The following is a 21,797-nucleotide window of genomic DNA, read 5'->3' as shown; positions in this document are numbered from 1 at the left end:
GGTTCGGGATGGTCACTGGTTTCCTGTTGTCGATCCTCGCCGGAGGCGTGGCGGACGCACAAGACAAGCCGCCAACGCTTCCGTCCACCTATGTCGCCGAAGTGCGCAGCTGTATGAAGGACCTGCCCCAGCCTTCGGCCAAGCTCTATGCCGGGTTCGCGCGGCTGGGCCGCGGGCCGGAAGCCGATGCGAAGGTGTCGCAGCTCACTACAAGCGCGGCCACCACCTACCGCCACTGCCTGAGATCGCTCGAAGCCGGCGTGAACGAAGTCGTGCCGAACGGCCCGGCCCAACGGGCTCAGCGGGACTTCACGTTGGCCGATGTCCGGCAGCGCATCGCCGACGCCGAGGCGCCGATCCGCGAGGTGCTGAAGCAGAGCCGGTTTGAATTCGAGGAGCAGCCGGTCCGCTATTGGAGCGAGGTCTCGGGTGTCACCAATGTCGCGTGGCTCGACGATCAGCCAAGGGCGATGCCGAGCCTGGCGCAGCAATGCGGCAGCTTCTCGATCTCGGAAGCGCGGCTGGCACGCAACAATCCGTCACTGACCAATGCCACGCTGAAGCGTGCCTATGACTTCCGCGATTGCGTCAACACCTATCGCGACAAGATCTACGACGAAGCCGATTCGCTGCGTACCCGGCTCGAGCTTGGCCGGATCGCCGCCTTCTACGCGCCCTATGTCTGCGGGACTTGGCCATCCCGCTACTGCGTGAACGCCCAGGCTTGGCAGGCCCTGTCTGGCAAGTTCAGCGCGGCGCGGATCAGCAAATGGACCGCGATGCTCGTCTCGGCCGAGCAGCAGAACAGCATTGCGGACGAGCGGCACGAGACGATGGAAGGCTATCTCGAGCGCGCGGAGAAGATGGTGGATCGCTGGAACACCGGCGGGCGCTAGCCGCCCGCTACCGCCTGTGCCTCGGCCCGTTCGGTGAAGCCGGGGTCGGCCAACGCCGCCTGGGCATGCACCTTCGCCTCTGCCTTGCGGCCGAGCGCGGCATAGACTTGGGCGAGATGCCAGCGCAGGCCGGGGTGCTTCGGCGCCAGGATCACCGCCTTTTGCAGCAGCTCCAAGGCGCCTTCCTTGTCGCCACCCTTGAACAGCGCCCAGCCATAGGCGTCGGCTACTGCGGGATTGGCGGGGGAGAGGCCATAGGCGGCCTCGGCGAAATCGACCGCGGTGCCGGTCTCGCCCGCGCTGGTATAGGCTGCGGCAAGCTCGGCGTTGAGCGCGGCGTCGCCGTCGCCGATGCGGGCGCGGATATCCTCGAGCGAATCGATCGCGGCATCGAAATCGCCTGCCAGCAGCTGCCAGTGCGCCGACAGGCGCAGCGCGGCGATGTTCGCCGGATTCTGCGACAGGAACAGCGCCAGCGCATTGGCGGCATCCTCGCCGCGGCTGGCGCGCTCGAGCGCCTCGATCAGGCGGAGCATGGTCGGTTCGTCGAAACGCAGGTCGGCGGCGCGCTGATAGGGTGCGACGGCCTCGCCCGGGCGGCCGAGCAGCATCAGCAGGTCGCCGAGCACCAGCTGTGCCCCCGGCGCACCAGGGTTCTTGGCGGCGATGTCCTGCGCACGGGCGAGCGCGGCGCCCTTGTCGCCGCTGGTGATCAGCGCGCGGATCAGCGGCACGATCGCATCCGGGTCGCCGGGCTTCTGCGCGGCGTCGGCGGCGAGGGTGGCGGTGGTGTCGTCGGCGCTGAACGCAGTCGAAGCCCCGGTCGCCGGATAGGCGGCGCGGTCGAGGAAGCGCGCCGCGCTGGCACGGTCGCCGATCCGCTCAAAGCCGCGGGCGACAAGCGTGAGCGCATAGCTGTCGGCATCGGCGCGCGCGACCACGGGGCGCAGCATGTCGATGGCGTTGCGCGCGCGGTCGGTGCGCAGCAGCGCGACCGCGAGCAGCTTGCGCGCCGTGATGTTCATCGGCTGCATGCCGACCAGATCGGTCAGCTTCTCGATTGCTTGCTCGTAATCGCCCTTTTCGAGGTCGAGCGTGCCGCCGAGCAGGATCACGCCGGGCAGATCGTTGATCGCACCGCCGGTCTTTTCGAGGATGGTACGCGCCAGGTCGAAATTGCCGGCGCGCGCGGCGATCACGGCCTGGAGATAGAGTGCTTGCGGGCTGTCCGGCCGGGCGTCGAGCGCGCGCCGGGTGGCGGCGAGCGCATCGACGGTGCGGCCGGCATCGCCCAGCGTGGCGGCATATTCGATCAGCGCATCATGGCGGGCAGGGTCGCGCTTCAGCGCCTGCTCGAACCAGGGCAGCGCGGCGACCAAGCCATATTGGCTACGCACGATCTCGCCGCGCAGGATCAATGCGTCGACGCTGCCAGGCGCGAGCTTCACGGCGCGGTCCGATGCCTCGGCCGCGCCGAGCAGGTCGCCGGCGGTGAAGCGGAAGCGGCCGGTGTCGGTCCAGACGCCGGCATCGTCGGGCGCCAGGCGCAGCGCTTCGTCGAGCGCGGCCCGGGCGCCGGCGAAATTGCCGTCGGCAGTCAGCGCGCGGGCGCGGATGCGCAGGCCATAGACATGCTGGGCGGCCGGCGCCTTGTCGGCCTCCGCGGGTGCCTTGTCGGTCTTGCCCTGGAGCACCCAGGCCTCGGCGCGCCACTGCGGCACTGCCTTGGGGTCATAGCCGGCATCGACCGCGCGCTGGATCTCGCCTTCCGCCGCCACGCCCTCGTGCAGCGCCAGCAGGGCGCGGGCGAGGACGATATGGGCGTTCTCGTTGTCGGGATCACCGCGCACCGCCTCCGCCGCGAGATCGCGCGCGCCGGTGGCGTTGTCGGCCTTGAGCATCGACTCGGCCTGGGCCGTGGCTTCGGCCGCATCGGCGCTGCTCATCTTGCCGGTCCGGAGCGTGAACCAGCCGATCAGCACGACGAACAGCACGGCGACCGCGCCGCCGATCACCAGCACGCCGCGAAGCCCGAAGCCTGAGGATTTGGCGCGCTTGCGCCTATGGCTGGAGGTCATAGGCCTTCATCAGGTCGTAAAGGGTGGGGCGGCTGATGCCGAGCAGCCGGGCGGTACCCGAGATATTGCCTTCGGCGCGGGCGAGCGCATGGCGGATCGCCTTGCGATCGGCGAGCTCGCGCGCGGCCTTCAGGTTGATCGGTTCGATTTCGGCCTGGGATTCAAGGTCGAGGTCGCTGGCAGTGACGTGCTTGCCGTCCGCCATGATTGCCGCGCGCTTTACGCGGTTCTCGAGCTCGCGGACATTGCCCGGCCAGCCCCAGCCGTCGATCGCGGCGAGCGCGTCGGGCGCGAAGCTGCGCGCCGTGGTGTGCATCTGCGCGGCGTATTTCTGGAGGAAATGGCGGGCGAGCAGGCCTGCGTCACCCGGACGCTCGGCGAGGCTCGGAATGCGCACGACGATTTCCGCGAGGCGGTAATAAAGGTCTTCGCGAAAGCGATTGTCGGCGACCATCGTATCGATGTCCTGGTGCGTCGCGCAGACGATGCGCGTATCGACCGCGATTGCCTGGCGCCCGCCGACGCGCTCGATCACGCGCTCCTGAAGGAAGCGCAGCAGCTTGACCTGGAGTGGCAGCGGCACGTCGCCGATCTCGTCGAGGAACAGCGTGCCGCCATGCGCGAGTTCGATCTTGCCTTCGGTGGTCTTCACCGCGCCGGTGAACGCGCCCTTCTCATGGCCGAACAGCTCGCTCTCGAGCAAAGTCTCGGGAATCGCCGCGCAGTTGATCGCGACGAAGCGGCCCTTGCGCCCGCTCTTGTCGTGCAGGCCGCGCGCGAGCAGCTCCTTGCCGGTGCCGCTGGCGCCGAGCAGCATCACTGACACGTCGGCGCCGGCCACGCGTTCGATGGTGCGGGTGACCTTGAGCATCTCGGGCGCGCCGGTGAGCATGCCGCCCAGCACCGCGCCGGCTTCGACCCGTTCCGCCAAGCGGCGATTCTCGGCTTCGAGCGCATGGACGTGGAAGGCACGGGTGACGATCAGGCCGAGCGCATCGATGTCGATCGGCTTCTGGTAGAAATCCCAGGCGCCGAGCGAGATCGCGCGCAGCATCGATTCATGCGCGCCGTGGCCGGAGGCGACGATCACCTTGGTATCGGGGCGCAGCGACAGGATCGTCTCGAGTGTGGCGAAGCCTTCGGTGGTGCCGTCGGGATCGGGCGGCAGGCCGAGATCGAGCGTGACCACCGGCGGCTCCTCGGCGCGTAGCAGCGCGATCGCTTCCTCGCGGGTGGAAGCGGTGAAGATCTCGTAGCCGTCATAGGCCCAGCGCAACTGGCGCTGAAGCCCGGCATCGTCCTCGACGATGAGAAGTTTCGGCAGCAGCTTGGTCAAGGGTGCGGCGACACTGCTCATGCGGCCCTCCCCATTCCGAGATCGGCGGGATGCGCGGCCTTGAGGATCACGCGAAAGCGCGTGCCCTTGCCTTCGCGCGAAGTGACTTCGATGCGGCCGTCCATGGCGTGGGCGAGCTGGCGCGCCTCGAAGGCGCCGATGCCGAAGCCGCCATCCTTGGACGAGACGAAGGGCTTGAACAGCTTGTCGCGGATGAAGGCCGGCGACATGCCGCAGCCCTGGTCGATCACATCGATCGCCACGCGCTCGCCGTCCGCCGAGACCGACAGCGTGACCGGCTCGGTCGCCGGGCTCGCTTCGATCGCATTCTGGACGAGATGGCCGAGCAGCTGCTCGAGGCTCGCCGGATCGGCATGGGCGATGGCGTTGCGCACGCCCGAGGTGAGCACCGGATGCTGGCCCTTGCGTTGCCCGGCGACGCGCTCGACCAGCGCGACGATCTCGATCGCGTGCGGCGCTTCGCTGCGGCCGCGATGATTTTGAGAGAGACGCGCGAGCAGTGCGTTCATCCGTTCGGCGCTGTTGTGCAGCGTCGCCACCATGTCGGCGCGGAATTCGGGATTGTCGGCATGGCGCTCGGCGTTGCGTGCGGTGAGGGTAAGCTGGCTCACAAGGTTCTTGATGTCGTGGAGGATGAAGGCGAAGCGGCGGTTGAACTCGTCGAAGCGCTGCGCCTCGGCCAGCGCGTCCTGCGCGCGGGCTTCGGCGAGGTATGAGGCGGCCTGGCGACCGGCGACCTTGAGCAGGTCGAAATCCTCCCAGTCGAGCGCGCGGTCGAGCGGCGGGCGGGCGAGCAGGATCGCACCGGCCAGATCGGCATGATGCGGCAGCGGCACCAGCACCCAGGCCTCGGCCAGGTCGAGCATCCAGATCGGCACGGCGGGCGTGTCGAGATGGTCTTCCTGGCGGCGCACCGCGTCGAGCTCGACGATGCGGCCGGTCTCGTGGAGGTGGCGGGCCAGCCCCTCGTCGCTCGCAATCGGCAGCGTCGTGCGGTCCCAGTTCCAGCTCGCGCCCACGCCGAGCCCGTTCGTATCGGGAACGAGCAGCACGCCGGCGGGGCTGTCGGTCAGGTCGGCCACGGCCTTGACGATGCGCTCTTCGAGTCCGGCGCCACCCTGCGGGCTACCGAGCGTTTCGGTGAAGCGCATCCATTCGGTGCGATAGTCATAGCGGTGGCGGAACAGGTGCTTGGCGAGCTTGACCTTCAGCCAGGCGCGCAGCCAGCTGTTCGCCACCAGCGTGAGGATCGCGGCAGTGGAGCCGAGCACGAAGGCAGTCTGCAGGATGCGGGCATTGGCGCCGCCCACCGCCGCGATCGCCGAGGTGGCGAGCGCCAGCAGCGCGAAATAGGCACCGATCGCGACCAGCGAGAGCGACTGGTAGGTGACGGTGCGCGACACCTCGATCTTCCACTCCCCCTTGCGCTGGAGCGCCGCGCCGATCGCCATCGCCACCGCCAGATAGGCGAGGCCGCGCAGGGCCAGCGGCTCGATCCGCCATTCGGCTGCGAGATAGGCGACGCTGTAGAGCGCAAACTCGGCGCACCACATGCCGGCAAGCGCCGCCACCAGGGTGCGCAGCGGCCCGCCCGCGGCGGGGCTAAGCGCGGACCACAGCGCCTGGACCAGCACCAGCGCAGCCACGGCGACCAGCATCCGCAGCAGCAGCGCCGCATTGGCAATGTCGGTCGCGGCACCGCCTGGATCGGTATAGGAAATCAGCGTGAGCGCGAGCGCGGCAATCTGCACCAGCGCGACCACGCCATAGACGGTGCCCAGCGCGAGCGGCGGGCGCATCTGCGCGTCGCGGCGGTGGAGCATCAGCATGAAGCCGAGCCAGGCGAGATTGCGCAGCGCCTCGGCGAACCAGGTGGCGATGTCGGTCGATCCGATGCCGGCAATGGCGAGCGCCCAGAGCGCGGTCGCCGCCAGCGCGAAGGCGAGCGGGCGGCGCGGCAGCGCGCCCACGCCGCTGCGCCAGGCCCAGAGCGCAAGCGCCCCGAACAGCAGCGCGGCGAGCGCGTGCAGCCAGAGCAGCAGCGTCGCCATCAGCGCGCGCCTTCGGGGAAGAGCACGACGCGGATGGTCTGGAGGAGGATCAGCACGTCGAGGAAGGGCGAATAGTTCTTCGCGTAATAGAGGTCGTATTCGAGCTTCTGGCGCGAATCCTCGATCGAGGCGCCATAGGGATAGTTGATCTGCGCCCAGCCGGTGATGCCCGGCTTCACCATGTGGCGCTCGGCATAATAAGGCAGCTTGGTCTCGAGGTCCTCGACGAATTGCGGGCGCTCGGGGCGGGGGCCGACAAAGCTCATCTCGCCCTTGAGCACGCTCCAGCATTGCGGCAGCTCGTCGATCCGCGTCTTGCGGATGATGCGACCGATGCGGGTGATGCGCGGATCGTCCTTCTCTGCCCAGACCGCCTTGCCGCCCGCTTCGGCATCCTGGCGCATCGAGCGCAGCTTGATGACGTCGAAGCCGGTGCCGTAGAGGCCGACGCGGCGCTGGCGGTAAAAGGCCGGGCCCTTGCTCTCCAGCTTCACGGCGATCGCGGTTAGCAGGATGATCGGCAGCATCAGCGTGAGCAGCACGGCGCTGGCGCCGATGTCGAACAGCCGCTTGAACATGCTCGACAGCATCCTGCCCGAGGAGAAGCCGTCGGAGAAGATCAGCCAGCTCGGGTTGACGCTGTCCAGGTCGACACGGCCGGTCTCGCGCTCGAGGAAGGTCGAGATCTCGTTGACGTGCACGCCCGTGGTCTTGATGCGCAGCAGGTCCTTGAGCGGCAGCGCGTTGCGGCGCTCTTCCAGCGCCAGCACCACTTCGCTGGCATTGAGCACGACGACATGATCGGCGAGGTTGTAGATCGCGTCGCGCGCGATCGCCTCGGGGATCACGCGGTTGGCCTCGCTCATCGCGACATAGCCGACGACGACGAAGCCCGCGCCCGGCGTCTTGGACAGGTCCTTGAGCCGCTTGGCGCGCGGCCCGGCGCCGAGCACGACGATGCGGCGCTTGAACGCCTGGCTGCCCAGCGCCTTGCCCAGCACGATGCGTAGCGCGATCAGCGCGGCGATCGAGCAGCCCATCGCGTAGAGCAGGTTGGAGCGCCAGAAGCCGATCTCGGGGATCAGGAAATAGAGCACGCTGAGCCCGATCACGCCGAGCGAGATCGCGACGATCAACCGGGCGGTGGCATAGCGGAGCGACTGGAGCGCGTCGGCGCCATAGACGCCGACCGAGACCATCGCGACTTCGAGGAACAGGGCATAGCTGACCAGCTGGGGCCAGCGCGTCTGCACCGGCGGCAGGCCGATGCCAAGCTGGTGGGCGCGCAGCATCCAGCCCAACTCGCCCGACACCCCCAGCAGCAGGATGTCGAGAAAGCCGAGCAGCAGCACCGCGTTGGGCACATAATGCTTGAACAGGCGGATCATCACCGTTCGCTTTAGGGGGTAAGTGTAAACAAATCCGACACGCGGGACGCTTTCCGGAAAAGCGAAAAATCTGGAGGCAGTCACGAAACTGTGATCAAAGCCATGTGTTTGATCGGGCGGGCAAACCCATCAAAGCCAATCTCAGGAGGTCCGTAGTCTATGCCGGATTCGCAGCCGATCGTCCCTGTCATCCTTTCGGGCGGTTCGGGTACGCGCCTTTGGCCGATGTCGCGCGCGGAGCGGCCCAAGCAGCTGCTGCCGCTGACGGCGGAAGAGACGATGCTCCAGCTCACCGCACGCCGTGCCGCTGGTGAGCGTTTCGCGGCGCCGATCGTGGTCGCCAATGCCTTTCACGTCGATATCGTCGAGGAGCAGCTGGCCGCGGCGGACAGCCCGGCGCGGGCGCTGGTGCTCGAGCCGATGGGGCGCAACACCGCGCCTGCGATCGCGCTGGCTGCGATCGCAGCGGGTGGCGGCGCCGAGCCGCTGCTGGTGATGCCGTCCGACCACGTCATCACCGATGTCGATGCCTTTCATGCCGCGATCCATGCGGCCTTGCCGCTGGTGCGTGACGGCTGGCTGGTGACCTTCGGCATCACGCCCAACGCGCCCGAGACCGGCTATGGCTGGATCAAGGTGGGCGAGGCGATCGGCGAGGGCGTCCACCGGGTCGAGCGCTTCGTCGAGAAGCCGCCACGCGACAAGGCCGAGGCGATGCTGCGCGAGGGCGGCCATACCTGGAACGGCGGCATCTTCCTGTTCCGCGCGGATGCCTATCTGGGGGCGCTGGCGAGCTATGCGCCGGAGATGCTGGTCGCCGCGCAGCTGGCGATGGAAAAGGGCCGCCGCGACGGCGCGCGAATCTGGCCCGATGCGGACAGCTTCGCCGCCTGCCCTTCGGACTCGATCGACTATGCGGTGATGGAGAAGGCGCCGCGCGTGGCGGTGGTGCCGGTCACCATGGGCTGGAGCGACGTCGGCAGCTGGGATGCGCTGCACGCGATCAGCCATGCCGATGCCGGTGGCAACGTCGTGCGCGGCGATGCGGTGGTGATCGAATCGAGCAACTGTCTGGTGCGCGCCGAACCGGGCAAGCGCGTGGCGCTGGTCGGCGTCGAAGACCTGATCGTGGTGGCCTCGGGCGACGACATCCTGGTGCTGCCGCGCGGCCGCAGCCAGGAGGTGAAGAAGATCATCGAGGCGATGCAGAAGGGCTGAGCACGACGCGGACCCGGGCCGCGGCGGCATGCTGCTCCGGCCCGGCTTCGCGCTGCTTGGCATCGTCGTCCGGCAGGAAGGCGGCGTGCGGTTCCTTGGCGTTGCGCGCGGCGGCCCGCTCCATCGCGACCCGCGCCCGTGCATCCGGCTCCAGCCCGAAATGCGGCAGGATGCGGGTGAAGAATGCCCGGGGCAGCTCGGCATAGTCGACCAGCAGGCCGCCCTCTGCAGCGTGCGCCATGGCAGGCGTGCAGATCTGCTCGAGCACCCTCGCAGTGAATGCCGTCTCCGGCAGGCCGGCATCCGCCGGAGCCAGGCCGAACCAGTCGAGCGGGATAAGCCCGGGCACGGTATGCGTGCCGCGTCCGCGCCGGTGCGACACCAGCACCTCCACCGGATCGCGGTGGAGGAAGATCCAGGGCACGTGGGGAAAGGCGCGGCGCAGCAGCGGCAGCGCGCGCGTGTGCCAGGCATCGAACTTGACGAACAACCGGTCGGCGCTGCGGCCCCAGGCATGGAGCAGCGCGCGCAGCGCCTCGGCATGGCGCTCTTCATCGCCGAGCGGCGCGCGGATCAGTGCGTCGAGCGGTGCGGGTTCGGACAGCGCGACATGGCCCGGCGCAGCGCCGAGCATCTGCGCGACCAGTGTCGAGCCGCAGCGCGACATGTGGAAGATAAAGCCGGCGGGAGCGAAACCGGCGGCGCGCGGCGCGTCGATCAGCGTGTCGAGCGTGGTACGCAACCGAAGCAATCGGTTGAGCGGGCGCGCCCGCGCCTCGCGCTGGGCGATCTCGAAAAAGGGATGATTGGGCACGACGCCGGCGAAGTGAAGCCATTCGATCGCCAGGTCGGGGCCGAGCGCGGCAGGCAGCCATCCGGCCGGCGGGCAGCGCTCGATCCGCAGCGGCGCGCCTTGCTCGGCTTCGCGCAGCATTGCCGGGGTGAGCGCAATCCCTTGCGCCGCAGCCCATGCGCAGGCCTGCGCCTCGAACCGATCCGGCTCGACCGGCTCGGCGAGCTGTTGCTGTGCGGCGGGGTCGGCAAGCAGCGCGGCGCGGAAGGCGGCAAGGGGCGAAGTTGCATTCATGGGCGGGTCGGATAGGCTCGCTCGCTGCAAGGAAGGGCCAAGGCTAATATGGCGACCGCGCAGGTACAATCGGTGTTGCCCGATCGGATCAGGCTGCCTTTCGCCTTCGATCCCGCGCCGCTCGTCGCCGATGTCGCTGCGCTCGAACGCGGCGACTTCACCACCCATTTCGTCCAGCAGAATTTCGAGGGCGACTGGAGCGCGCTACCGCTGCGTGCCGCGGCAAGCGCGCGGCATCCGATCCAGATGATCTATTCGCCGCCCGACGAAACCGCGTTCGTCGACACGCCCTGGCGGGCACGGATGCCGGCGCTGTCGGCAGTGCTCCGGGCCTTTCGCTGCCCGGTGCGCTCGGCGCGACTGATGCGGCTCGCGGCGGGATCGGTGATCAAGGAGCATCGCGACCTCGATCTCGACGTGGCCGAGGGTTTCGCCCGCATCCATGTAGCGGTCGTCACCAATGCCGATGTCGATTTCCGGCTGAACGGCACGCGGGTGGCGATGGCGCCGGGCGAGGCCTGGTATCTGCGGCTCGCCGATCCGCACAGCGTGGTGAATGGCGGGACGACGCCGCGCATCCATCTGGTGATGGACGTGGTGGTGGACGACTGGCTGCTGCGCCAGCTCGGCGGATGAGCGGAGCGCCCGCGGCTTGCGCGCTATGTGGCCGTGCGCTCGGCCGGCGGATCGAGTGGCATCATGTGCTGCCCAAGAGCCGGGGCGGCCGCGAGACCGTGCCGCTCCATCCGATCTGTCATCGGGCGATCCACGCCAGCGCGACCAATGCCGAGCTGGCGCGGCTCTACCCGACGCTGGAAGCGCTTCGGGAACGCGACGACATCCGCCGCTTCGTCGCCTGGATCGCGGACAAACCGCCCGATTTCCATGCGCCGACGCGAAAGCGTTCCTAGGCGGTGCCGGCCCGCTCCCCCACCCGGCCTCCCATAATATATTGCCGTTGGGAGGCCGGGCGGGGGAGCGGGCCGGCACTGCGATCGGGCGTTAGCCGAGCAGCGCTTCGGCCTGGTCGAGCACGTTCTTGAAGTCGACGACGAGCGCCTGGTACGGAGCCGGACTCGCCATATCGAGACCGGCACGCTTCAGGATCTCGGTCGGATAGTCCGAACCGCCCGCCTTCAGCACCGACAGGTAGTTGTCACGCTCCTTCGCGCCACCCTTCAGGATCGACTGGGCGAAGTAGGTCGCCGCCGAGATGCAGGTGGCATACTGATAGACGTAGAAGCTGTTGTAGAAGTGGGGGATATAGGCCCACTCGTTCGAATATTCGGGCTCGAGGATCATGTTCGGCCCGTGATAGGTGCGCAGCAGCTCGCCATAGACCTTGGTGAACTTGGCGCCCGACAGGCCTTCGCCCGCTTCCGCCATGTCGTGCGCCTTGAGCTCGAACTCGGCGAACATGGTCTGGCGGTAGAAGGTGCCGCGATAGTTTTCCATCTGCTGGCCCAGATAGAAGAGCTTCTCTTCCTTGGTCTTGGCGTTCTTGAGCATGTGCGCGACCAGCAGCTGCTCGTTGCAGGTCGAGGCGATCTCGGCGAGGAAGATCGGATAATCGGCCTTGTCATAGACCTGGGTCGAATTGGCGAGCAGCGAGTGGAGCGCATGGCCCCATTCATGCGCATAGGTGCTCATCCCGTCATATTTGTCGCTGAGGTTGAGCAGCAGATAGGGATGCACGTCGAACGCGCCGGGATTCATGTACGCGCCAGGCCGCTTGCCCTCGCGGGGCCAGGGATCCATCCATTTGGCGGCGGTCGCCTTGGCGATGCGTGCCTGATAGTCGGGGCCGAGCGGCTTCACTGCCTCGAGCGTCGTCGCGCGCATCTGGTCGAGCGTGTAGCTGCGGTCCATCGAGACGAGCGGCGGATAGATGTCGTAATAGCCGATGTCGGGCAGCTTGAGCATCTTGCGGCGCAGCTCGAAATAGCGGTGGAGCTGGGGCAGCCCCTTGTTCGCCTCGGCCACCAGGGTGCGGTACACCGTTTCGGGAATGTTGTTGCCCGAAAGCGCGCGGGCCAGCGAGGTCGGGTACTTCCGCGCCTTGGCGTAGAAGATGTCGCCGCGCACCTTGGCGCCATAGGTTGCGCCGAAGCTGCTCTGGAACTTGCCGTGCGCGGTCCAGAAAGCCTTGAACACCGCCTTGCGATCCTCGCGATCGGGTGCGTCGCGGTTGAGCGAATAGCCTTGCGAATCGAGGCGGACGGCCTTGCCGGTCGACAGCGTGATCGTCGGCCAGGGGATGTCCGACGAGCGCAGCTGGCCCGAAATCTCGCCGGGCGCGCCGAGCGGCGAGCCGGCGCTGGCGAGGATCGCCTCGCTCTCCGGGCTCAGCGTATGCTCGGCCTGGCGCAGCGTGTCGGCGAGCGCGAAATCGAAGCGGGTGCGCAGCGTCTCGCTGGCGGCGAGGAAGGCGTCGATCTTGGCCTTGCCGAGCGTCAGCAGCTCGGGGGAGGCCCAGGATGTCGCTTCGCCGAACGCAGTATAGAGGTCGCGGGCCTGGGCCAGCTTCTCCTGGTTCGCCGCAATGCGAACGTCCTCGTCGCCCTTCAGGCTGGCATAGGTATAGATGCGGGCAATGGTGCGGCCGAGGTCGGACTGGAGCGCCAGCGCCTCGGCGAGCACCCCGGCGCTCTCGCCCAGCCGGCCCTTGTACCTGGCGACACCCGGGACATCGGCGAGCGCCTGCTTGCGCGCGGCCTCCCAGGCGGCGTCGTTCGGATAGAGTTCGGTGAGGTCCCACATCGGGCCGGCCATCTTGGTCTCCTGGGCCCAGGCGGGCAGTGCTGCGGCGAGCGAGGCGAAGGCCGCCGCGGTCAACGCTTCGCGGCGAGAAAGTTCGGTCATCAGTCCATTCCCCGAGAACGCGCCTGTAGGCCCGGCGCTGTGGTGGATGCGCCAGTTTGTCGCGGTTTGGAGATGGATGGAAGCGCGATTGTCGCCTTATGGAGGCGATCGCGACCGCTTCAGGGGATCAGCGTGCGCCCTTCGGCGTGACGATCCAGTCGCGCTTGGCGCGACGCGTCATGTGGACGCCGCAATAGCGGCACTTGCTGATATATTTCTCGCCCTCGCCGGAGCGCTGGGCGTGCTTCTCCGAACGCTCATGCTTGCCGCCGATGCAGCGCAGCCGTCCGCCGATCCAACCGAACACGCAACCCACCCCTTGTTTCGTTCCGTAGCATGCTATTTCCGGATGATTTCCAACAGGTCAACGGGAACCGGGTTCATTTTGCCGCAAAAAGATAGGGCCGGGATCGCTCCCGGCCCTTCTTCTGCGTGGTTGTGCAGGGACTTAGAAGTCCATACCGCCCATGCCACCCATGCCGCCGCCCATGGCGGGCATGGCAGGCTTGTCTTCCGGCAGCTCGCTCACCGCCGCTTCGGTGGTGATGAGCAGGCCGGCGACCGAAGCCGCGTTCTGGAGCGCGGTGCGGACGACCTTGGTCGGGTCGATCACGCCGGCGGTGACCAGGTTCTCATAGGTGTCGGTCGCGGCGTTGAAGCCGATCGTGGCGTCGCCGCCGTCGAGCAGCTTGCCGGCGACCACGGCGCCGTCATGGCCGGCGTTCTGGGCGATCTGGCGAACCAGGGCCGAGAGCGAACGGCGGACGATGTCGATGCCGCGGGTCTGGTCTTCGTTGGCGCCGGTGACGCCCTCGAGAACCTTGGTGGCATAGAGCAGCGCAGTGCCGCCGCCGGGGACGATGCCTTCTTCCACGGCCGCGCGGGTCGCGTGCAGCGCATCATCGACGCGGTCCTTGCGCTCCTTCACCTCGACCTCGGTGGCGCCGCCGACCTTGATCACGGCCACGCCGCCGGCGAGCTTGGCAAGACGCTCCTGGAGCTTCTCACGGTCATAGTCGCTGGTGGTGACTTCGATCTGCTGGCGGATCGCATCGGTGCGGCCCTTGATCGCATCGGCTTCACCGGCGCCATCGACGATGGTGGTGTTGTCCTTGTCGATCGTGACGCGCTTGGCGGTGCCGAGCATGCCGAGCGTGACGCTCTCGAGCTTGATGCCGAGATCTTCCGAGATCACTTCGCCCTTGGTGAGGATCGCGATGTCCTCGAGCATCGCCTTGCGGCGATCGCCGAAGCCCGGCGCCTTGACGGCCGCGACCTTGAGGCCGCCGCGCAGCTTGTTGACGACGAGCGTGGCGAGCGCCTCACCCTCGATGTCCTCGGCGATGATCAGCAGCGGACGGCCCGACTGCACCACCGCCTCGAGGATCGGCAGCATCGCCTGGAGCGACGACAGCTTCTTCTCGTGGATCAGGATGTACGGATCGGCGAGCTCGACCGACATCTTCTCGGGGTTGGTGATGAAATAGGGCGAGAGATAGCCGCGGTCGAACTGCATGCCCTCGACGACGTCGAGCTCGAATTCGAGACCCTTCGCCTCTTCGACGGTGATCACGCCTTCCTTGCCGACCTTCTCCATCGCTTCGGCGATCTTCTCGCCGACTTCCTTGTCGCCGTTCGCCGAGATGATGCCGACCTGGGCGACTTCGTTCGAACCGGCAACCGGCTTCGAGCGCGACTTAACGTCCTCGACGACCTTGGTGACGGCGAGATCGATGCCGCGCTTGAGGTCCATCGGGTTCATGCCGGCGGCCACCGACTTCATGCCCTCGCGGACGATCGCCTGGGCGAGCACGGTCGCGGTGGTGGTGCCGTCACCGGCGAGGTCGTTGGTCTTCGAGGCGACTTCGCGCAGCATCTGCGCGCCCATGTTCTCGAACTTGTCCTTGAGCTCGATTTCCTTGGCGACGCTGACGCCGTCCTTGGTGATGCGCGGGGCGCCGAAGCTCTTCTCGATCACGACGTTGCGGCCCTTCGGGCCCAGCGTGACCTTCACCGCGTCGGCGAGGGTGTCGACGCCGCGCAGAATGCGCTCACGGGCGTCGCGCGAAAACTTTACGTCCTTGGCTGCCATGTGGCTGACCTTTCCGTTTCAAAGTACACAAAGTACACGCCAAAACCGGTTTGGCGCGCGTGAATTGTCTGAGTTAACCGATGATCCCGAGGATATCGGATTCCTTCATGATCAGCAGGTCTTCGCCGTTGACCTTGACCTCGGTGCCCGACCACTTGCCGAACAGGATGCGGTCGCCGGCCTTGACGTCGAGCGGGGTGACTTCGCCCTTCTCGTTCTTGGCGCCCGAGCCGGCGGCGACGACTTCGCCTTCCTGCGGCTTTTCCTGGGCGGTATCCGGGATGATGATGCCGCCGGCGGTCTTCGCCTCGGCTTCGACGCGGCGAACGAGCACGCGATCGTGCAACGGACGGAAGTTCATTGCGGGTTCCTCACTTCAAGATTGATCTCGCCTTGGCACTCGCTTGAGTCGAGTGCCAGCGGGGGCGATATGCGAACGCCGTCGGCCCGCGTCAACTACCCCGCGGGATTCCATCCCAAATATCGCAATTTCCGGCGCAAACGCAGAAGGTTGCTGGTTAATTTGTAATATACCGCGATTATTCGCGGCGACCGGAAACAATATCTTCCTGAACAGATTTAGGCATTACCAGACAATACCTAAGTATATTGCTGTACAGGAGAGGTGGCATGATCACTAATCATCGCCGGGCCACCGGCATTATCCTTGTCTCCATCGCAGGCTTGTCTCTGGCCGCATGTGAGAGTTCCGGAAGTTATCGAGTAGCTTCGGTGGGGACTACCGCAGCCGCCGACACCGACAGTGGCGGATCGGGCGATACTGCCGGTGGCGGCACTGGCGGCAGCACCGGCAATGGCGGCGGCACCGGTACGGGCAGCGGCGGCACGGGTGGATCGGGCAGCGGTGCCGGCGGCAGCGGCGCGACGAGCGGCAACCTGCTCGCGGCATCGGGCAATGCCGTGCTCGGCGTCGCCAATGCGCAGACCGGCCTGACCGCCGGGCTCGGCATCCCCGCGAACGGCGTGGTGAGCGGCACGGTCAACAAGGTGCTGGGCGCGACCGGGCAGACCCTGGTCCAGCTCGGCAATGGCAGCACGCTGATCCTCGACGGCAAGGGCGGCGCGCTCGGCCAGCTCGTCTCGATCGATCTCGGCAAGGGCAAGGTGATCGGTGCGCCCAATGGCTCGCCGCTGCTCGGCCTGAACGTGCTGGCGCGCAATCCCTCGACCGGCCAGCTCGCCACGGTGAGCGCGGCGACCGCCAACAACCTGGTGAGCGTCACCGTGCCCAACGGGCAGGGCGGCAACCTGCTCAACGTCGCGGTGCCCGGCACGCTCGGCAGCACGGCCGGCGGCACCGGCGGGCTGCTGAACGGCGTGACCGGCGCGACCAACGCCAATGCCAATGTCACCGGCGCGGTCAACACGACGCTGGGCAACGTCAATGCCGCAGTGAACGGCGTGGTCAATCCGCAGGGCACCAGCGCCGGCGCCAATGCCAGCACCAACCTGGTGAGCGGCACGGTCAATACCGTGGGCGGCGTGGTCAACGGGCTGGTCACGCCCCGGCCGCGCTGAGCCGAACCGCACTGAAAGCCGCGCGCACAGCCCCTGCGCGCGGCTCCCTTTTCCGCAACATCGGTGGAGAAAGTCATGCTGATCGCGTTTGCCGCGCTCGCCTGGCAGGACGCGGGCGTCATCGTCGACCGCAACCGCATCGACCGCACCCCGGCGCCGCGCGAGGCGCCGGCGCGCAGCACGCCCAAGCGCGGCAGCGCCAGGGTGACGGCGGTGGGCAGCGAAGTGCCGATCCAGGGCATCGCCTTCAAGGGTGCCCAGGCGCCGGCGGCGGTGGCCGAGGCGGCGCGGCGCTTCATCGGCCGGCCGGGCAACAAGGACACGCTGCTCGAGCTCGCCGGCACGCTGTCGCGCGCCTATCAGCGCACCGATGTGGCGCTCTACACGGTGGCGATCCCCGAACAGGATACCTCGGGCGGCACCGTGACCGTGCTGCTGACCGAAGGGCGGATCGCGACGGCTGCGGTGAAATCGGACGCGAAATCGGACAGGCGCGGCAACCGGCTGCTGCGCGCGCGGATGGCGCCGATGCTCGACGAGACGCCGCTCAGCCGGGGAACCTTCGAGCGGCAGGTGACGCTGATGCGGGCAATACCGGGCCTGAGCTTCACCACCGATTTCGCCGATCCCAACGCGACCGGCGCGCTGGCGCTGACCGTGACGCCGAAGCAGAAGCGCACCCGCTTCAGCGCAGGCTTCAGCAATCGCGGCGTCGCGCAGCTCGGCGACGGCCAGTTCGACGCCAAGGCCGAATTCTACGGGCTGGGAATCGACGGCGACCAGCTGACCCTGAGCGCATCGGCGGCGAGCGACCTCAAGCGCTATCGCTATCTGAGCGGCGCCTATGCCGTGCCGATCACCGCGAGCGGGCTGACGCTGACGACGAGCGGCGGCTATCTGGAGACCCGGCCCCGCGGCTATCCGGTGCTCGGCAAGGCCAAGCTGGCCGGCACCTCGCTCAGCTATCCGCTGATCCGCAGCTTCCATCGCAGCGCCGACCTGTCGCTGGGGGTGGACGGGCTCAACAGCGACAATGCCGCTTTCGGCGCGCTGATCGCCACAGAGCGGACCCGGGCGCTGCGCGGCGGCGCGAGCTTTGCCGACACGCGCGACAAGCGGAGCGTCGCCTTCGGCCTGTCGGCCTCGCAGGGGCTCGACATATTGGGCGCGCGTACCGATCCGCTCTATGCCGATCCGCGCTTCCTGAAGCTCAACGGCTCGGCCTATCTGGCGCAGGCGATCGGCAAGCGCTTCGTCGCGCGGCTGCAGGGCGGCGGACAATGGAGCCGCGACCGGCTGCCCGCGGCCGAGCGCTTCGCGGTGGGCGGCGACACCTATGGCCGCGCCTTCGACGTCGGCTTCCTGAGCGGCGACCGCGGCGCGGGGGCGCTCGGCGAATTCGCGGTGCGGCCGATCAAGGGCAAGAAGTTCGGCACCAGCGAGATCTACACCTTTGTCGACCGCGCCTGGATCGGGATCGAAGGGCGCGGCGGCATGACCGTGCGCGGCGACTATGCGCTCGCCTCGGCCGGCTTCGGCACGCGGCTGCGCTGGGTGGACAAGGCCGAACTTGGGCTGGAGGCGTCGCGGGTGATCGATACACCCTATCCCGGCTATGACGACGACTGGCGCTTTGCGCTCGCCTGGCGGCTCTCGCTCTGAGACGGAACCTGTCTTGCTGGGCTAATACAGGCATTTACGCGCCCTGCGCGATCCTCTAGCACCGCGGCCATATTCCTTCGCATGGGAGCGGCACGGTGAAGCTTGTCAAAGGCGCCTGGAAGATCCTGGTGGGGATCAAGGACTTTCTGGTCCTGGTCTTCATGCTGTTGTTCTTCACGATGCTGTTTGCGGCGCTCTCCGCCAAGCCGAACCCGGCGGCGATCCGCGACGGCGCGCTGGTGGTGGCGCTGGACGGCACGCTGGTCGAGCAGCCCGAGGAAGTCGATCCCTTCGCCAGGCTGACCGGCGGCAATGTCGTGAAGCAGCAGCGGCTGCGCGACGTGGTGCGCGCGCTCGAGGCTGCGAAGGGCGACAGCCATGTGAAGGCCGTGGTGCTCGACCTCGACCGCTTCATGGGCGGCTATCCGGCGGCGATCAGCGAAGTGGCGGCGGCAGTGGGCAAGGTGCGCGCGGCGGGCAAGCCGGTGCTCGCCTATGCCACCGCCTATACCGATGACAGCTATGCGCTCGCCGCCAATGCCAGCGAGATCTGGATGAACCCGCTGGGCGGCGCCGTGTTCATGGGCCCGGGCGGCACCCGGCTCTACTATAAGGGGCTGCTCGACAAGCTGGGGGTCAACGCGCACATCTACCGCGTCGGCAAGTTCAAGTCGGCGGTCGAGCCCTATATGCGCAGCGACATGTCGCCCGAGGCGAAGGAAGCCGAGCTGGCGATCTACCAGCCGATCTGGGCGCAGTGGCAGGCGGAGATCGCCAAGGCGCGGCCCAAGGCCAAGCTGGCCGACTATCTGGCCAAGCCCGCCGACACGATCGCGGCGGCGAAGGGCGATATCGCCAAGTCGAACCTCGACCGGGGCATCGTCGATAAGCTGGGCGACCGTCTGGCCTTCGGCAAGCGCGTCGCCGAGATCGCGGGCGCGCCGAGCGGCAAGCCCGAGGGCAGCTTCAACCGGATCAAGCTCGACGATTTCGTCGCGGCAAACCCGCTGCCGACGGGCGGCGATGCGATCGGCGTGATCACGATCGCCGGCGAGATCGTCGACGGCAAGGCGGGCCCGGGCAAGGCGGCCGGCGACAGCGTGAGCGCGCTGCTGCTCAAGGGGCTGGCGACGAAGAACCTCAAGGCGCTGGTGGTGCGTGTCGATTCGCCGGGCGGTTCGGCGCTTGCCGCCGAGCAGATCCGCCAGGCGATCCTGACGGCCAAGGCCAAGGGGCTGCCGGTGGTGGTCTCGATGGGCAGTCTGGCGGCGAGCGGCGGCTATTGGGTGGCGACGCCGGGCGACACCATCTTCGCCGAGCCCAACACGATCACCGGCTCGATCGGCATCTTCGGGGTGATCCCGACCTTCGAGAAGTCGCTGGCCAAGATCGGCGTGGGCACCGACGGCGTGAAGACCACGCCGCTGAGCGGCCAGCCCGATGTCTATGGCGGTACCACCGAAGAGACCGACAAGCTGCTCCAGTCGGCGATCGATGCGGGCTATGCGCGTTTCATCAGCCTGGTCTCGGGCGCGCGCAAGCTGACGCCGGAGCGGGTGAACGAGATCGCCCAGGGCCGGGTGTGGATCGGCGGCACCGCGCACCAGCTCGGGCTGGTCGACCGGTTCGGCGGGATCGACGATGCCATCGCCGAGGCGGCGCGGCGCGCCAAGCTCGATCCGGCCAAGGTGCATGCGGTCTATCTCGAGAAGGAGCCATCGGCCTGGGCCAAGCTGCTCGAAGGCGCGTTCGGCGACGGCGAGGACGATGCCGACAAGACCGAGGAGACGGCGGGGCCGGACCTGTTCGCCCGCGCGGCGATCGAGCAGCGCGCGATGCTCGCCCAGGCGCTGGGCGATGCGCGGCGGCTGGCGCGTGGCGGATCGGTGCAGGCACGCTGCCTCGAATGCGGCGCGCTGGGCCCGGCGAATGCCAGCCTGGAGGACCGCACCCTGTTCGACGCGATCGCAGCGCGGCTCGGCCTGTGATCGGCATTCGCGCAGCCGCGCCGGAGGATGCCGGCGCCATCGCGGCGATCTATGCGCCGCACGTGCTGACCGGGACGGCCAGCTTCGAGATCGAGCCGCCCGAAAAGGCGGAGATCCGCAAGCGCATGGCGTCGAGCGACGGGCTCTATCCCTGGCTGGTGGCGACGACGGGCGGCAGCAGCGCCGACGATCCCGATGCCGGGGTGATCGGCTATGCCTATGCCAGCAAGTTCCGCGACCGGCCGGCCTATCGCTATGTCTGCGAGACCTCGATCTACCTGACCGACGCGTCGAGCGGGTCGGGCGTCGGGCGGCTGCTCTACGGCGCGCTGATCGACACGCTGCGCGCGCAGGGCTTCGTCCATGCGATCGGCACGATCGCGCTGCCCAACGACCGCTCGATCCGCCTGCACGAGGGCGTCGGCTTCCGCCGCCAGGGCGTATATCGCGAGGTCGGCTTCAAGCACGGCCAGTGGATCGACATCGGCGTGTGGCAGTGCGAGCTCAACGAGCCGCGGGTGCCGCCGGTGGAGCCGCGCAAATTCGCCGATATGGGGATCGTACGGGATTGAGGGCAGTTTATGGGAGCGCGTATGGCGCCGCTCCCGTGGACAAGGGTTCGCTTGCATGCCCAATTCGGTTTCGCACAGCATCGAAGTCGATCTCGAGCGGAAGCTGCTCGATCTGCGGATCGGCGGGCTGGTCTCGCCCGAGGACGCCGCCTGGATCGGCGAGGAACTGCGCGCCGCGATCCGCGCGCTCGGCCCCGATGTCGGCAAGCACGTGACGCTCTACGACGCCAGCGCGGTGCATGTCGTGCCGCAGGAGACGGTGGAGCTGATCAAGCACACGCTCGACAATCCCGCCGTCCGTCAGCTCTGGGCGCGCAAGGTCGCGTTCGTGGTGCACACCGCGCTCGCCCGGCTGCAGGTGCAGCGGCTGAGGGAAGTGCGCGCCGATATCGGCGTGTTCGACGATCGCGAGACGGCGATCGCCTGGCTGATGGAGCCCTAGGCCAGCGCCGCGAGCTGGCGATCGGCCTCGGCCATGCCGGCTTTCCCGCCCGGAACCAGCGGATCGAGCGCGGCATAGCGCGCCCGCGCATCGGCCCAATAGCCGCGCGCCGCCTCGCGCTCGCCCAGCGCCGTCGCCAGCAGCGCGACGCTGCGCAGCATCTCGGCCATGGCAAGCGGCGGCGTGTCGATGTCGGCGCGGTAGAGGTCGAGCGCCTCGTGCAGCGTCGCGGTGGCATTGGCGAGGCGATCCTGCGCGAGGAACATCTCGCCGGCATGGCGCAGGGCCTGGGCGAGGCCGAGCCCGTCTCCGGTGCGGCGATAGAGCGCGATCGCCTCTGCCTGGTCGCGCAGCGCCCAGTCGAGGTCGCCGGCATCGCAGGCGATCTGCGCCTGACAGGTCAGCGCATGCGCCTCGCCCGCGAGATCGCCCTCGGCGCGGAACGCGGTCAGGGCGCTGGCGAAGGCTGCGCGTGCAGCGGCCGGCTGCCCCTCGCGGCGGGCGGCTTCGCCCGTCGACAGCAATTCCCGGCCGCGACTCGACTGTTCCATGCGGCGAGTATGAT

General features: G+C 68.0%; 19 protein-coding genes. 9 read left to right on the top strand and 10 right to left on the bottom strand.

The window, feature by feature from the left end; translation table 11 throughout:
• The first annotated feature begins 26 nt into the window (after positions 1–26).
• Positions 27–896 carry a hypothetical protein gene (locus tag P6144_RS06100; protein ID WP_277766849.1) on the top strand — a complete coding sequence of 290 codons (870 nt, stop codon included), beginning with the start codon at positions 27–29 and terminating at the stop codon, positions 894–896.
• Here P6144_RS06100 and P6144_RS06095 read toward each other — a convergent pair.
• From P6144_RS06095 to P6144_RS06080, 4 genes are read right to left on the bottom strand one after another with little or no spacing between them, the layout of a single operon-like run.
• On the bottom strand, positions 893–2,974 hold the full coding sequence (locus tag P6144_RS06095) for a tetratricopeptide repeat protein (protein ID WP_277766848.1): 2,082 nt from the start codon (positions 2,972–2,974) through the stop codon (positions 893–895). The two genes, P6144_RS06100 and P6144_RS06095, sit on opposite strands and share 4 nt — an antisense overlap.
• Entirely contained in the window at positions 2,958–4,310 is a 1,353-nt protein-coding gene (gene prsR / locus P6144_RS06090) for a PEP-CTERM-box response regulator transcription factor (protein ID WP_277767411.1), read from the bottom strand. Before prsR ends, P6144_RS06095 begins: the two co-directional genes overlap by 17 nt.
• A gap of 17 nt (positions 4,311–4,327) precedes the next feature.
• Entirely contained in the window at positions 4,328–6,382 is a 2,055-nt protein-coding gene (gene prsK, locus P6144_RS06085) for an XrtA/PEP-CTERM system histidine kinase PrsK (protein WP_277766847.1), read from the bottom strand.
• Entirely contained in the window at positions 6,382–7,770 is a 1,389-nt protein-coding gene (locus P6144_RS06080) for a TIGR03013 family XrtA/PEP-CTERM system glycosyltransferase (protein ID WP_277766846.1), read from the bottom strand. Before P6144_RS06080 ends, prsK begins: the two co-directional genes overlap by 1 nt.
• 159 nt (positions 7,771–7,929) lie before the next feature.
• On the opposite strand from P6144_RS06080, the gene P6144_RS06075 reads away from it, so the two are divergent.
• The gene (locus tag P6144_RS06075; RefSeq protein ID WP_277766845.1) at positions 7,930–8,988 is read left to right on the top strand and encodes a mannose-1-phosphate guanylyltransferase/mannose-6-phosphate isomerase; all 1,059 of its coding nucleotides are present in this window, start codon (positions 7,930–7,932) and stop codon (positions 8,986–8,988) included.
• Here the strand turns inward: P6144_RS06075 and P6144_RS06070 are convergent.
• Positions 8,963–10,075, bottom strand: coding sequence for a sulfotransferase (locus P6144_RS06070; protein ID WP_277766844.1), 1,113 nt, complete (start codon positions 10,073–10,075; stop codon positions 8,963–8,965). The genes P6144_RS06075 and P6144_RS06070 overlap by 26 nt on opposite strands.
• Before the next feature lie 48 nt (positions 10,076–10,123).
• On the opposite strand from P6144_RS06070, the gene P6144_RS06065 reads away from it, so the two are divergent.
• A complete protein-coding gene (locus tag P6144_RS06065; protein WP_277766843.1) occupies positions 10,124–10,711 on the top strand; it encodes an aspartyl/asparaginyl beta-hydroxylase domain-containing protein in 588 nt (195 codons plus the stop codon).
• The gene (locus P6144_RS06060) at positions 10,708–10,986 is read left to right on the top strand and encodes an HNH endonuclease (protein WP_277766842.1); all 279 of its coding nucleotides are present in this window, start codon (positions 10,708–10,710) and stop codon (positions 10,984–10,986) included. Before P6144_RS06065 ends, P6144_RS06060 begins: the two co-directional genes overlap by 4 nt.
• 91 nt (positions 10,987–11,077) lie before the next feature.
• Here the strand turns inward: P6144_RS06060 and pepF are convergent, their stop codons facing one another.
• From pepF to groES, 4 genes are all read right to left on the bottom strand, one after another.
• The gene (gene pepF, locus P6144_RS06055; RefSeq protein WP_277766841.1) at positions 11,078–12,937 is read right to left on the bottom strand and encodes an oligoendopeptidase F; all 1,860 of its coding nucleotides are present in this window, start codon (positions 12,935–12,937) and stop codon (positions 11,078–11,080) included.
• Positions 12,938–13,064: 127 nt separating this feature from the next.
• Positions 13,065–13,244, bottom strand: a complete 180-nt coding sequence (locus P6144_RS06050) for a hypothetical protein (RefSeq protein WP_277766840.1) — start codon at positions 13,242–13,244, stop codon at positions 13,065–13,067.
• A 141-nt stretch (positions 13,245–13,385) separates the two neighbouring features.
• Positions 13,386–15,029, bottom strand: coding sequence for a chaperonin GroEL (gene groL, locus P6144_RS06045; RefSeq protein WP_277766839.1), 1,644 nt, complete (start codon positions 15,027–15,029; stop codon positions 13,386–13,388).
• Positions 15,030–15,102: 73 nt separating this feature from the next.
• The gene (groES, locus tag P6144_RS06040) at positions 15,103–15,390 is read right to left on the bottom strand and encodes a co-chaperone GroES (protein ID WP_183999602.1); all 288 of its coding nucleotides are present in this window, start codon (positions 15,388–15,390) and stop codon (positions 15,103–15,105) included.
• 371 nt (positions 15,391–15,761) lie between these two features.
• On the opposite strand from groES, the gene P6144_RS06035 reads away from it, so the two are divergent.
• From P6144_RS06035 to P6144_RS06015, 5 genes are all read left to right on the top strand, one after another.
• On the top strand, positions 15,762–16,568 hold the full coding sequence (locus P6144_RS06035; RefSeq protein ID WP_277766838.1) for a hypothetical protein: 807 nt from the start codon (positions 15,762–15,764) through the stop codon (positions 16,566–16,568).
• Between the two features lie 75 nt (positions 16,569–16,643).
• Positions 16,644–18,230 (top strand): ShlB/FhaC/HecB family hemolysin secretion/activation protein, encoded by a 1,587-nt coding sequence (locus P6144_RS06030; protein WP_277766837.1) that lies wholly within the window; start codon positions 16,644–16,646, stop codon positions 18,228–18,230.
• Positions 18,231–18,325: 95 nt separating this feature from the next.
• Positions 18,326–20,218, top strand: a complete 1,893-nt coding sequence (gene sppA, locus P6144_RS06025) for a signal peptide peptidase SppA (protein WP_277766836.1) — start codon at positions 18,326–18,328, stop codon at positions 20,216–20,218.
• Positions 20,215–20,790: a GNAT family N-acetyltransferase gene (locus P6144_RS06020; protein ID WP_277766835.1), complete on the top strand. Its 576-nt coding sequence runs from the start codon at positions 20,215–20,217 to the stop codon at positions 20,788–20,790. Before sppA ends, P6144_RS06020 begins: the two co-directional genes overlap by 4 nt.
• Before the next feature lie 55 nt (positions 20,791–20,845).
• Positions 20,846–21,232, top strand: coding sequence for an STAS/SEC14 domain-containing protein (locus P6144_RS06015; RefSeq protein WP_277766834.1), 387 nt, complete (start codon positions 20,846–20,848; stop codon positions 21,230–21,232).
• Here the strand turns inward: P6144_RS06015 and P6144_RS06010 are convergent.
• Entirely contained in the window at positions 21,229–21,783 is a 555-nt protein-coding gene (locus P6144_RS06010; protein ID WP_277766833.1) for a hypothetical protein, read from the bottom strand. The two genes, P6144_RS06015 and P6144_RS06010, sit on opposite strands and share 4 nt — an antisense overlap.
• Positions 21,784–21,797: the final 14 nt, after the last annotated feature.

The organism is Sphingomonas sp. HITSZ_GF (assembly GCF_029543155.1).
Classification (GTDB): Bacteria; Pseudomonadota; Alphaproteobacteria; order Sphingomonadales; family Sphingomonadaceae; genus Sphingomonas.
This window is presented reverse-complemented; position numbering and strand designations above follow the sequence as displayed.

Coding starts and splice junctions, on each gene's coding strand:
- pepF (WP_277766841.1), bottom strand. CDS start 12,937: ATGACCGAACTTTCTCGCCGCGAAGCGTTGACCGCGGCGGCCTTCGCC.
- P6144_RS06075 (WP_277766845.1), top strand. CDS start 7,930: ATGCCGGATTCGCAGCCGATCGTCCCTGTCATCCTTTCGGGCGGTTCG.
- P6144_RS06010 (WP_277766833.1), bottom strand. CDS start 21,783: ATGGAACAGTCGAGTCGCGGCCGGGAATTGCTGTCGACGGGCGAAGCC.
- groES (WP_183999602.1), bottom strand. CDS start 15,390: ATGAACTTCCGTCCGTTGCACGATCGCGTGCTCGTTCGCCGCGTCGAA.
- P6144_RS06065 (WP_277766843.1), top strand. CDS start 10,124: ATGGCGACCGCGCAGGTACAATCGGTGTTGCCCGATCGGATCAGGCTG.
- P6144_RS06095 (WP_277766848.1), bottom strand. CDS start 2,974: ATGACCTCCAGCCATAGGCGCAAGCGCGCCAAATCCTCAGGCTTCGGG.
- P6144_RS06060 (WP_277766842.1), top strand. CDS start 10,708: ATGAGCGGAGCGCCCGCGGCTTGCGCGCTATGTGGCCGTGCGCTCGGC.
- P6144_RS06070 (WP_277766844.1), bottom strand. CDS start 10,075: ATGAATGCAACTTCGCCCCTTGCCGCCTTCCGCGCCGCGCTGCTTGCC.
- P6144_RS06080 (WP_277766846.1), bottom strand. CDS start 7,770: ATGATCCGCCTGTTCAAGCATTATGTGCCCAACGCGGTGCTGCTGCTC.
- groL (WP_277766839.1), bottom strand. CDS start 15,029: ATGGCAGCCAAGGACGTAAAGTTTTCGCGCGACGCCCGTGAGCGCATT.
- P6144_RS06030 (WP_277766837.1), top strand. CDS start 16,644: ATGCTGATCGCGTTTGCCGCGCTCGCCTGGCAGGACGCGGGCGTCATC.
- P6144_RS06015 (WP_277766834.1), top strand. CDS start 20,846: ATGCCCAATTCGGTTTCGCACAGCATCGAAGTCGATCTCGAGCGGAAG.
- prsK (WP_277766847.1), bottom strand. CDS start 6,382: ATGGCGACGCTGCTGCTCTGGCTGCACGCGCTCGCCGCGCTGCTGTTC.